We start from the raw sequence: 12,054 nt of genomic DNA, 5'->3' as shown, positions 1-12,054 counted from the left end.
ACAAAGTACCGAGAAGGGACTTAGCTTTCTTCACTCTTTTTTGCCCATTGCCCAGCGCAGTAACTTTGGAGGATAACCAGTAAATACTATTGGAATGCACACATATAGCAACACGACTGGCATTGCAGATATTATCAAAAAGGGTACGGTTATCTCTTCATCCCTCCCAAAGAAAAGAATGCTTAATACAGCCAAGAGACAGAAAACCGATATAAAAAAAGATAATATCCGGTATCCTGCTGTCAATTTATTAACTTGGTCTTTCCCGATAAAGTTACTCATTTTTCTCTATTCCAACCGACCTATTCAAAAGCTCTCGCAGCTCTATTTACGAATGTTCTTGTAAGCGACCCTACCCCGTTTCCAAACTCGTATGAGCTAGTTATCAATACAGAGTTGATTGCCGCCGTTCCCGCTGCCAACCGTGCTGACGCCGCATAGGTACCCAGGTGAGGGGCAGGGCCTTTTAAGGCAAGCTGGCCAAAAGAGTAACCACCGTAAGTCCTAGTTACTGCACCGCCGACAGCTATTGATGTTAGTTTTTTATCAAGGTCAACAATCGGGCCGGCGACTATGCTCGTAGACTTATAAGTCTCCAATGTTTGCTCAAAGAAGCCCTGATCTGTTCGACCACCAGTAAAATTAATTATTCCCTCAAGAACACCTTCAGAGAAATCTTGACTTAACCCATTTGCTACCGCGTTATAACGCCATTTAGCCCCATCCCAGAATGCACCAGCATAGCCTTTAGCCGCATTCCAAAGACCACCCTTTTGTGCAGTGACTGTTACCTCATCATCATAGGACTCACCGGTAGGAGTACATTTACTATCTGTATCACACTCAGACTCTTTCTGCTTATGTTTCGCCCTCTCTAACGCAACAATAATGTCCGATAAACCACCAACCTTTGAAGGCGCTCCCCCGGTTATAGCACTTATCGCCCCTAGGCTGCCGACCACTTTAGCACCTGTGACCTGGATTGGTTGCCCTGTTGTACTGACTTCACCCTCTACACCACCATCGCCGCCATCACGACCGTCAGGTTCCTGTCCATCATCCTTCTTCGGTTTCTCAGGATACCGCCTTGTGATCCGATACCCACTGGGATCGGTAAAGCTCAGCGGGTTGTTAAACACATAACTATACCGGTTCCAGTTCTGACTGTAGGTCGGTGCCTGCACAATCGGATCGGGACTGAGGAAGCGGCCCAGTGTGGGGTCGTAGATACGCCCGTTCATATGGATCAGGCCGGTTCTGTCCAGGTGTTCGTGGCCGGTGTAGCCGCGCTTGGTAGTGAGGCCTTGTACTGCCAGTAGTTCCTGTAGTTGTTGCTGGTTTAGGTCTCCGCTCCAGTCTCCTTGCCGGCGGCTGCCGTCCGGGTTAAAGGCGAGATTTAAGATCTCCAGGCCGGCTTCATCGGTGATTTTCTCGATGGAGCCCAGATGGTCCCGGTGCAGGTATTGGTATTCGCCGCTGGTGCCGGTGAGATCCTTAATAGCGATATGCTGAACACTGCCGGCCAGTGCGGTTTTTTCGATGGCGAGAATGCTGGCATCTGCGGGGATCTGCTCCTCGTAGCTACCCACAATAAAGGCCTTCTCAGTTTTTAGCTGGCCATCTTCCATCCAGCTGCTTTCGCGATAGAAACGCTGGCCATCCGGTCCATAGTGGAAGCGGTCTCTGGCGGTCGGTGTGCTATCGCTTTGACTGCTGCCCAGCACAATTTCTGTGGGCAGTTGCCGTGCGTTCCAGCTAATCCATTTGTCGTCGCCGCTGGCGGCGTCATAGCGTTCAATAGCGCCGTTGGCATCGTAGTGCAAACTGTGGGAGATGCCGTTAATGGTGACACTGCTGACCGCATTGGGACCGGCATTGCCAAACTCACCGTACTGGTAGCCGCTGACCTGGGTGTCGTTACTGACACTGGAGGTCTTGGCGAGGATATTGCCGAGCTTGTCATACTGGGTGCTAAGCACGCGATCGCCACCGACTTGCATGGTGGCGTGGCGCAGGCGATTGAGACCGTCGTAGCTAAAGTCTTCCTGCTTCTGCAGGGCCTGGGAGGCATTGTAGGTGAGGCGACTTTGCAGGGTGCCGTTGGAGCGCCAGCGGTACTCGTTGTTTTGTACCTGACCGCCACCGGTTTTAATGGTTTGCAGGCGCCCGGTATTGGGGTCGTAAGTGCGATTGGTAATCAGGCCGTTGCCGTAGCTCTCCTTTTCTACCTGGCCCCAGGCGTTGATGCTGTCAAAGGTTTGCAGAGGATTGCTGCCGGCAGCATCACTGCTGAGGCTCTGCATATAACCGCGCGCGTTATAGCGGTAGTGGGCTTCGACATTGTTGGGGTAAACCACTTTGTTGGTACGCCCATAGCTGTCGTAGCCGTACTGATGTTGGTAATTACGGCTGGCACCAGCGGCTAGTAACTGAGTACGGATAGTGTCCAGCTTGCTGTCGGAGCGGTAGATGTATTCCTCAAAAAACACCTGCGAGCCATTTTCGGTATAACTACGGCTCTGCAGGCCACCCTTTGCATTCACGGCATCGTATTGCCATTGGGCCAGGCCCTGGGCATCTTGCTGCTCCAGCATACGGCCCAGCTGGTCGTACAGATAGGTAATGCTCTGGCTTTTGTTATCGGTCTGTTGCTGCAGCTCACCAAAGGCGTTGTAACTGCTGGAGACGGTGCCCAAATTGGCATCGGTCATGCTGGTGCGGAAGCCGGCATAGTCGAAGACAAAACTGGATTCGATAGTGCGGCTACCGCCGTTTACCAACACAGTTTTCGGCAGGCCGCTGCCGTAGTAGGTGTAGTCGGTCGTTATCGCTTCGCCGGTGGCGTCATCGATCGTGCGGGCCAGATCGCCACTGAGGTCGTAGTAGCTCTCCTGCACCTGGGTGCTGTTACCACTCCCTCCCACTACCGATTCCGTTACACGGACTTTGACCTGCTTGCCACTGTTGCCCGTCGCTACGCTGTAATCAATATCCACCGTGCCGCCACCGGCTTTCTCTATATAATCGAGGCGGTTACGCAAGTCATATTCGTAATTGGTAGTCGGTTTGTAACCATCTACCGCTGAGTTACCTTGGGCAAAGAAGGGGGCCGTCTCCATATTAAGCCGCCCGAGAGGGTCGTACTTGTATTCGCGGCGAGAGACGTTGTTACCGAAGAAATCCTCTACATCCTGCCGTACCAAACGGCCCAGTTGGTCGTAATAGTATTCCGAGGTGGGGGTAATTGCCGAGCTGGTCTGTACCGAGTAAGGCACTTCGATACTGTCAACAACGGGGCAATTAGCGAAACAGAAGTTGTACTGGGTGTTGAACGCCACTCCATCCGCATTGGTGCTGCTAATCTCGCGGCCAAAGGGATCGTACTGGATACTGCTGGACTGGAGATTCGCATCGGTCACCTGGGTGATGCTGCCAAAGCGGTGGTCGTAGTCCATGGTAATGGTGTGGCCCAAGATATTACTCAGGCTAGTCGGGTAGCGCCGATCAGAGAAGGCGCCGTTCACCTGGGTGCTGCGCGTTTGAGTGCTAGAGCCATTAATTGTGGCATCCACCTTGCCGGTGGCGCTTTCACTGGTCACATTGCCATAGGCATCGTAGTCATAAGTGACCACCATCTGGTATTTGGCATCACCGGGATACTGGGTTGCCGTATGCACCTTATTCGTGTTGCCATAAGGGGTCATGGCGCTATTGGACTGTTGATCTGGGCTGCCGCTGGTATCGCCACTAAAGTGGCGCTGTTCCTGGGCACTGGGGAAGCCGATCAGCCAATTGCCGCTGACGCGGTTTTCCAGCAGCGTGGTGCTCTCCACGCTGCGCTGTGTATCGCCGTAATTGCTGGCCGGCAGCACCTCACCCCAAACACTCTGGGAGTCGTTAATCTGAACAGTTTTCATTACACGGCTGGTGCTCACACTGCCGCTTAACAAATCTCCCGCATCGCCATAAGAGATAGCCTCGGGTGCGTTGTCACTGACTACATACCCGAGTGTTTGCCCCCCCTCCAACTGGGTGTCCAAGCTTTGCGCCAGATAAGGGTAGTAGGTCTTACTATCACCGGCACTGAGCTCAAGGGCATCGTAACTAAAGCGCTGGTTAGTGAGCAGTTCGCCAAACTCATAATTGTCAAAATACTGAACCTGCCGCGCCACCTTGCCAAAGTAAGGAAAGTCCTGGCGGAACTGGCGGTAGGTTACAATTTTGGCTTGTGGGTCCCAGATGCGTTGGGCGTGATAGCCGAGGAAGCCCCAGCCTTTGTCACTGGTTAGGCCGACACCCTGATAAGTGTAATAGGTAGTATGCCAGCCTAGGCTGTAGCCGTTGGAGCGATGTATTTCGGTCACTACGGTGCGGTAGTCTCCACCCTCTGGCTCTACCGGGCTAACATCGGGTATTGCGCCAACAGTAGAGCCAAATATAGTAGTGCCTTCGCTAAAACGGCCTGCTTCCTCTTCTCCAACATTATCGGAGATACGTTCAAGGACAAATTTGGTCTTGGCACCGAGGCCATTGGTGACCATTTCGATGCCGGTTTCAAAGTCATCCGGGTTGGCGGAGTCGGTAAATTTCCAGCTGAATTCCAGCGGTTTCAGGCACTGGCGACCGGTACCAGCTTCATCATAAGCACACAGCTGTACCTGCTTGAGGCGGCGGTAATGGGCCTGCTCGGGATCGGCGGGCTCCTCCTCGGAGATCAGCTTGTATTCCCGCTGTAGTTTGCCATCCAGGTGCACGCGGATATGGTGCAACAGCACCAGCTGTTCCTGCTGGATTTCCTGCAAGGGCACCGGTGGGGCATCGGTACGGGTACCGTACTGGAATTCTATTTTTGCATCGCCCTGGTTGCCGTAGGTGATTTCCAGGGGATAGCTGATGCCCTCGATAAGGTCGCGATGGTATTTGTAGGCCATCGTGTTGCCGAAGGCATCGGTAATTTTATTCAAGCTCCAGGCAATATGCGGGGTATTTTCACCTCGCAGGCGACTATCCGCCGTGGCTCCATACTCACGGATTGAACCATTGGGGGTTTTTACCCTGAACCAGATCTTACCGTCATCATTTTTCTGCAACTCAATCAGGCTGAAGTTATCGAGCAGAGAGCGATACTGGGCACCCGATTGCCAGTGCGTTCCGGAAACCAGTACCAGCGGTGTCCCATTCAGGCACAGGGAATCTTCATCCGTCAGAAGGATTTTATCGCTGTTGGGCCTGTTTACGACACAGCGGCGAATATTACTAAACCCATTAACACTCCAGCCATAACCGAGGATATCCTCCGGCAGGGTTTCCGTCATACGCTGCTGGAAGCGAGAGCTGGTGTAAGACAGGGATAAATTAGGCTGTAACCCATTGACGCCGGGCGCCGGCTGCAGGGGGACATTAATAATGGCATTACCGGTGGCACTGACATCGGCACTATATGGCAGGGTGCCCGGTGTAGTTGCTTGCTCGGTGGTGACCGCTGGAGCTTCGTCGGTATTGGCCAGACTATGCACTTTGATCCAGGGGCTTAGTACCGAAGCACAATTATCCGCAAAATCAATACAGGCAGTCAGCTTATATTGGTAGGTGCCAGGTTCACTGCCGCCATCGAAATAGCTAGTGCCTGCGGTGTTGGCGACCACAGTAGTCCAACCAGTCTCGCCCTTGCGCATGCGTTCCAGTTTATAGACACTCGCCCCAACATCTTTCCAGGTGATGTTTTGGTCCAGTTTGAAAAACTGCGTAGGGTGATTATCTGAAAACTCAGGCTCTGGCGGTGTGGGGGGAGCTAATCGTTTTGTTGTGGACCAGGGGCCGCAGCCGGAACTGTTACAAGCCCTAACCCGGAATTCATAATCATCGGCAGTGATATCTCTGCCTGTGGTGGCCTTGCTGATCGTTACTAATGTAGAAGTAGGTTTAGTGGTAAAAACATCGCTAAAGCCACCGCCGTTTACATTCCATTCCAGGTCATAGTTAATTACCGGATCAGAGTCGTCAGGATCTGCAACAGAATTCCACTTAAGTTGGAAACTGGGCCCAGGTAGCGTACTGCCACCCGGCTCCTGCCAGCCACTAACCTGGACTGGATAATGCTTAACATAGAGCGTTGAGGAGGTGCGCCAGCCGCTGTATTGATAATAATCTCCAATTTGTGCATAGGCACGTACTCTATATCGATACTTGCCACTTGGCATAGTACCGGTAGAAGTGGGTAATTTTCGCTCTAGAATGCTCTTACTAACTTTGAGACAGCTGCTGTCGGACTGCCAGCTACCATTAGTTTCCTGACACCACTGATAGCCAGAGACTGTATGCCCTCCATTGGGAGCCCCCCAATGGATTCTATATATTCCAGTAGTATCAATATTTCCGCTTTCTACCCAAGAAAACGTTAGCGATGAAGGCGTATTGGGTTTAAATACGACATTTATAACAGCCGACCCAGCATCAGTCTCTTTCGGGAAAGTCCAGCGTCCACAAGAAATCGGCCTGGTATCCTGAATATTAATACAATCAGAAACCATCGCTTTTAATTGATAAGTATATTGCGCTGTTGAACTCACAGAAATTGAAAGGCTGCCAGAAGGATTGGTAGTACTTAAACCACTAAAGGTTCTATTAACCGTTCCATTTTTTAGCTCCACTACTTTTAGGGATGAAAGATGGCTCATCCAATCAGAGGGCGGCAAGGGGTAGGAGTAAGTGACCGTGTATTTTCCTGTACTACTTGTGGTAGAAGAAATACTGATCGTTGCAAAAGCTTGGCCACTCAGTAGGCAGGCCAATATCAGCAATAGAATGCGGAAGGAGTACATTAGAAACTTACTCTTCGAGAAAAAAATTTTGGCGATCCTATCACACTTTTTGGGGCAGAGTATTAATGTGCCAACCAGCTGACTTAGCTGACATTCATGTATTTTATTTAAGGTAAATTTAGGGAATACTGCTGCTTTATCGCAAATATTAAAGAGGTAGGAAAAGGCATCGGTGGTAATTTATTACCTGCCATAAGATGGTATGCTGGAGCACCCCTACAGCTCCCCATTCAATGTGCTCGGCCTTTATCTCAAAAAAGGGGCCAGGGCATTACTAATTTCTAAAAGCCCAGCATCTGTAAATTTTCGGTTGGTTATGCCGGAGTTGGCGGTATAAGGGGCTAAAAAACAGCAGCAGGGTAGCTCTATAAGGACTGGCTGGGTTAATGACTTCGTCCTTTCAACTTAAGAAAACTTTCTGAGGTGTTGTGGGGATTTGAGAAAAAGAGAAAGCCCCAAGAAAGGAAGATTACCCGGGGCTTTCTCACCCACTATCCTCGAGAGGGCAGCGGGTTCCAGAAGTAATTCCATTTTGCCTTATTAAAATAAATTTGCATAGTGGATCTTTATCAAATCTGTTGAGAAGCCCCGATTAACCTACAGACCATTTCTTGATAACGATTAATACTCAACTCGGCGAGCGTAAGCTAACTACATAATTTAATTGAACCGCAACATGCACTGGCAGCTGCTCTCAACAGTGGTGGTGTGTATCCAGCTTAGCAATACCACAACACTTTACCCACCTGTTTTATGATCCTACCTAATTACCACTTATGCTAAGCCAATTTTTAGCAACCTTTCCGGCATCGGCGGCGTCCGAAGAGAGACGTAAACCAGTCTTGGAATGAGTGCCGATAAATCAAACCTCCGATTAAAGCGATATTGAAATTCTGCCAAATAGCGCTGTGCATATTTCGGCCTAATAGAATGGTAAGTACTACGCAGCGCACTCTTTAAATTACCAAGTACCGTATTTACCCAATAGAACTCAGGCTCTTCAACAGAAGCTCGGCCACCACCACAAACAATTTTGTCATGCACACAACCGGCCTCCTTAATGGCATTGAAGCATGGAAGGCCATCTGAGATGACTGTGCTGCCACTACAAAGGGACTTTTTACTCCAGGTTGAAATTTCACTGCTTTTGAAGCCCTTGATAATTGAGAGCTTAATACGGGTTGGACATCCCTCCTTGGTTGTTTCAACGGCAGCTACAAAGGGAGTTTTACCCATGGCTCCGCGCCCCGGCTTGCATCCAGTACGCTCACCACCAAGATAGGCATCATCTAGTTCAATAAAACCGGACAGTTTGTATCGCTGGTCTCGCTCCATCATCACTTGCATGAGTTTCTGCTTCATACGCCATGCTGCGTTGTAAGAGATGCCCAGATGTCGAGATAGCTCCATACAGGAAATACCCTTCTTATCCTGAGTAATCAGGAAGATACCGAGAAACCAGGTGGTGAGGGGGAGCTTCGTAGAGTCAAAAATCGTACGGGAGGTAATCGATGTCTGACGTCGACACCGGTTACATTGCTTAAGCTTGCGATAAGCGAGGTCGCAATGCTTGTCATGTCCGCAGTGAGGACAACTAAAGCCATTGGGCCAACGCCATCGCGACAGCGCATCGAAGCACTGTTCCTCGCTGCCGTACATTTTGAGGAATTGGATCAAACTAATCCCCTTCTGAAACTGTACCTTGTTGCGAGCCATGGTGTATTCCCTTGCAGATCAACGAGATAGCTGTATTTATATACAGTTAAACTTTACTTAGCAAGAGTGGTAATTAGGTGATCCTAAGGACCAAGGTCTCAAGCCCCTTTTAGGTTATTCCAATAGGGATTGTGTTAAGACTTTATGATACTAGGCTAGTCTAATGAACATAGTTTTTATATTTCCATTAAATCGCTTGCATTATATTGAAAGTAAAGAGAAGTATTGCTACCAAACAAGTAAAACTGAAGGCGATAGCTGTCCTAAGGATACTTGAGCTGGCAGCGTATAAAATACTTATACTCCTATCTTACATACCTATTACTTTTTGTGCCGCTCTTTCCACCCATGAATCCATTGTATCCTGTTCACATCTTATTTTATTATCTGGATGTCCCAAGTACTCTCGTACAGAAGTGTTTTCAGCAATATAACTTCGCTTCCAGCTCATCGCATTTAGACCTTCATCCTTATACGATGTCATCAATTCATCCAGGATATTCAAATAAGTTAATTTTGTATCTCCGGCCCGAAAAAACAAAGTTGAAAGACTTTCTGATTCTTCTGTACCATCTTTTTTAGTTTTATTCGTAAGTTCAATTTCCAGAACTTGAATAGAAGTTTTTTGATCTCTTGCAATCACTGCATGACAGTAGCGACGAGGACGATTATTGACTAAATGTTGAGTGCGGCAACGTATTTGAGGCACATCTCCTATCTTGCTCTCAATTTTCCAACCACGTGTATCCTTCAGCTTATCTAACATTTCTTGAAAAAATACAATCTTCTCTGGTGCATCGATAAGATCTGGCGGATCGAGATTATCAACGTCAGCTCTCGCCCCATTGCCTTGATCAGAGCCTTCTAGAAAACTGCCCAATTCCTCTGGTGGTTGCTCCTCAACCTTATCAAGCAAATCCGCTTCAATATTTTTAGGCAGAACATTAACATGCCTTGGGCTGCGTCTAGTATCTATGTCGACCTCAAAATTAAGCCCACTTCGACTCAGCTTTATCGTATATCGGCTCATGCTTGCTTTAGGCCGATTATCTGGGTCCAACTCTTTTATATTGACAGGTGGCTTTATCTTTAAAGCTGGCTTCGATTCATTACGTTCTTTTAATTTATCTTCCAAAAGTAGCTTGTCATCGGGGTGTGAAAAAATAATAGTGGCAATATCCGGTGGTTTCAAACCAGAAACAGATCTTATTTCTCGTATGTATACATGGTTACTCTCAGATTCTGTACCTGTGAAGCCTGCAAAGGATAACTCACAATGACTAAGATCTGGCGGATTGAAATCGAATGTCCACCGCTCAGAGTTATTACTGAGCTTTGTATAGCGATTGATATTTTGAAAGATAGATCCGAAACTTTCTTCCACCTCAGGAAAGAAAAATAGCCAAATAAAGAATTTTCTAAATTGTAAACTATTCAAATATCGAACAGGAACATTTGAGGATAGTTTTACCTCACCAGTCCAACCTACTTTCCAGGCTTTACCCAGCTGCCAGGTATTACCCTGATTAACGGCGGCGCGAGCTACCTCTGCAGAATGGAAAAAAAGCATACGAGCCATTTCAGTAACTGGAAGCCAGTATACTTTTTCAGTGGTAGTAATTTTAAATATAGAACAGTCAGCAAGTTGAGAAGAAAATTCTTGAGCACGCCGTAATGAATTTGGAAGATCCCTAAAGCATAATCTTTGCCAATTATCTTGTTTAGGCAATTTTATCGTTTCTGTCCAACCCTGAGCTTTATTCTCTATTGAAGTCATAGGAAATATTTTTCCAGGCGTCAGAGCTGGCAGCTAATCAATAGGTAGAGACTTGCGGAAGTCGCCTTTCTCTTGGTTGTGGAAATAACAGACTACGCGCCACTCTTGACCTGCTCTACGGAACCAATCTCCTAGTATCATCAGCTTAGACCCTTTAGGTATCCCTCGAATTCCAATTTCTTCGACTTCTGGCATAGCTATCGTTGGCCTCTCCCTTGTTCCAACCTCAATATTTCTTCTTCAATTTTTGGTGTTACTAATTTTGAACGAATACCGGCGAACCTCAATAGCCTCCATTTTTTCACTTCGAGTTTTAACTGTTGGATTTTGTCATAAGCGAACCTCAAACGATGCAATTGAAAGTCCTCAATAGACTCAGAGTGAGATGCTAGCCATTCTCGGGTTTCAGGTAGCTTATGTAAGTACTTTTCAACTGAGTTAGCACGGGGTAAGTTTTTAATAAAAAATGTTTTTGTTAATCGACAACGTTTAGGTTTAAATGATAAACCTTTGAGAACCTTATTGAGAGTAATAACATTATCTTTATCCCATTCACGATAATTTGCTTTATAATGCAATTGACTATCTGGTCTATATTTAGGCCTATTATTCATTAACCATTGATAATCATTTCTGTACAACCAAGAGTACAATGCACCTCCACCAGGTATTAGCCTTAAATTTTTAATACCTAATCTTTTGTGCTTATCAAGAAAATTGAGCCATAGTTGCCTGTGATGCTTAACCTCCTCAGACTTACCTTTTTTTGTCTTGTAAGTCATGGTATCTGAGTCTTGAGGTAGCGCTGACAACTTTCTCACCCTTGATAAAACTTGAGCAATTGAAATATCTGGAGCGAGCGCTGTGATTACCAAGAGATGCCTGAGCGGGTGGAATGATTTTCTATGCTTTCTGAAGAGATTCATTAGCCAATGGTTTTCGATAGGCTCGGTAAAGTATCTCTCAAAAATTGAACCTTTCCACTCCTGCTTCATAACAAGGTATATTTCTTGATGTTGAACCCTTCTTTTTTTAATAAATCCAAGGTCGTGTGCCAGATTATGATAAAACATGGTCCAACGATTAGCACCGAGTCCATCAAGAAAGGGTTTTTCGAGAAGCTCTAGATATTTGTCATGCAGTGACTTTTCATGATATCCCAACCTAACTTTCCTAGCAGAGAATGAATCACAGGAAGTTCCAGCAGAGAAAAAATGATGTTTTTCTTTAGAATGAAAGCTAACTTTTGAATTAGTTAAAAGGCATGAATGTTTTTTACAGAAAGCTAACCCTTGTAATTGATGGGAGCGCTGCCAATAAGCTTCACCATCTAATGCCAATTGATCTGTCATGCAGGCCGAGCAATAACGGAAAAAGGAGAGTTGTTTGATTGAGCTGGCTGTTATACCAACTCTCATGTGGATATTACCACCGGTATCTGAAGCCATCGACTGTTTAACTGACCTTGCCTGTTCTTCAGAAAGAAAGGGCAGGTAAATCGGTGCAAGTGTATAAGTACCTATAAGATCATCAACCGTGATTGGCCAAACTGTACTCAGATTTTGCACCAAAGCATTCAGGTGGCTTGGAAGATCAGGAATAGCGGTAGCCGTCCTTGTGGAAAAAACATCTTGCAAGACTGCCTTCTGATTGTTCTCCTGACCAGTGTGAAGCGCATATCGTGCTATGGCACTGTATAGTAACTCATCTTTATACAGGGTAGGGAAGTAACCGAGCATG

General features: G+C 47.2%; 5 protein-coding genes. All 5 read right to left on the bottom strand.

The features are described 5' to 3' along the window. Positions 1-30: 30 nt before the first annotated feature. The 5 genes from ACJJH9_RS20200 to ACJJH9_RS20180 all read right to left on the bottom strand — a co-directional run bounded on the left by ACJJH9_RS20200 (position 31) and on the right by ACJJH9_RS20180 (position 12,053). The gene (locus ACJJH9_RS20200) at positions 31-282 is read right to left on the bottom strand and encodes an immunoglobulin domain-containing protein (protein ID WP_353375420.1); all 252 of its coding nucleotides are present in this window, start codon (positions 280-282) and stop codon (positions 31-33) included. A gap of 20 nt (positions 283-302) precedes the next feature. Then, positions 303-6,821: an RHS repeat-associated core domain-containing protein gene (locus ACJJH9_RS20195; protein WP_444923822.1), complete on the bottom strand. Its 6,519-nt coding sequence runs from the start codon at positions 6,819-6,821 to the stop codon at positions 303-305. Between the two features lie 774 nt (positions 6,822-7,595). Then, positions 7,596-8,537 carry an IS1595 family transposase gene (locus tag ACJJH9_RS20190; RefSeq protein ID WP_444923821.1) on the bottom strand — a complete coding sequence of 314 codons (942 nt, stop codon included), beginning with the start codon at positions 8,535-8,537 and terminating at the stop codon, positions 7,596-7,598. A gap of 310 nt (positions 8,538-8,847) precedes the next feature. Next, positions 8,848-10,314: a Tn7-like element transposition protein TnsE gene (locus ACJJH9_RS20185; RefSeq protein ID WP_444923820.1), complete on the bottom strand. Its 1,467-nt coding sequence runs from the start codon at positions 10,312-10,314 to the stop codon at positions 8,848-8,850. Positions 10,315-10,511: 197 nt separating this feature from the next. Then, positions 10,512-12,053, bottom strand: coding sequence for a TnsD family Tn7-like transposition protein (locus ACJJH9_RS20180; RefSeq protein WP_444923819.1), 1,542 nt, complete (start codon positions 12,051-12,053; stop codon positions 10,512-10,514). Position 12,054: the final 1 nt, after the last annotated feature.

This window comes from Microbulbifer mixtoriginis (SeqCode), assembly GCF_052466715.1.
This window is presented reverse-complemented; position numbering and strand designations above follow the sequence as displayed.

Coding starts and splice junctions, on each gene's coding strand:
- ACJJH9_RS20200 (WP_353375420.1), bottom strand. CDS start 282: ATGAGTAACTTTATCGGGAAAGACCAAGTTAATAAATTGACAGCAGGA.
- ACJJH9_RS20195 (WP_444923822.1), bottom strand. CDS start 6,821: ATGTACTCCTTCCGCATTCTATTGCTGATATTGGCCTGCCTACTGAGT.
- ACJJH9_RS20190 (WP_444923821.1), bottom strand. CDS start 8,537: ATGGCTCGCAACAAGGTACAGTTTCAGAAGGGGATTAGTTTGATCCAA.
- ACJJH9_RS20185 (WP_444923820.1), bottom strand. CDS start 10,314: ATGACTTCAATAGAGAATAAAGCTCAGGGTTGGACAGAAACGATAAAA.
- ACJJH9_RS20180 (WP_444923819.1), bottom strand. CDS start 12,053: ATGCTCGGTTACTTCCCTACCCTGTATAAAGATGAGTTACTATACAGT.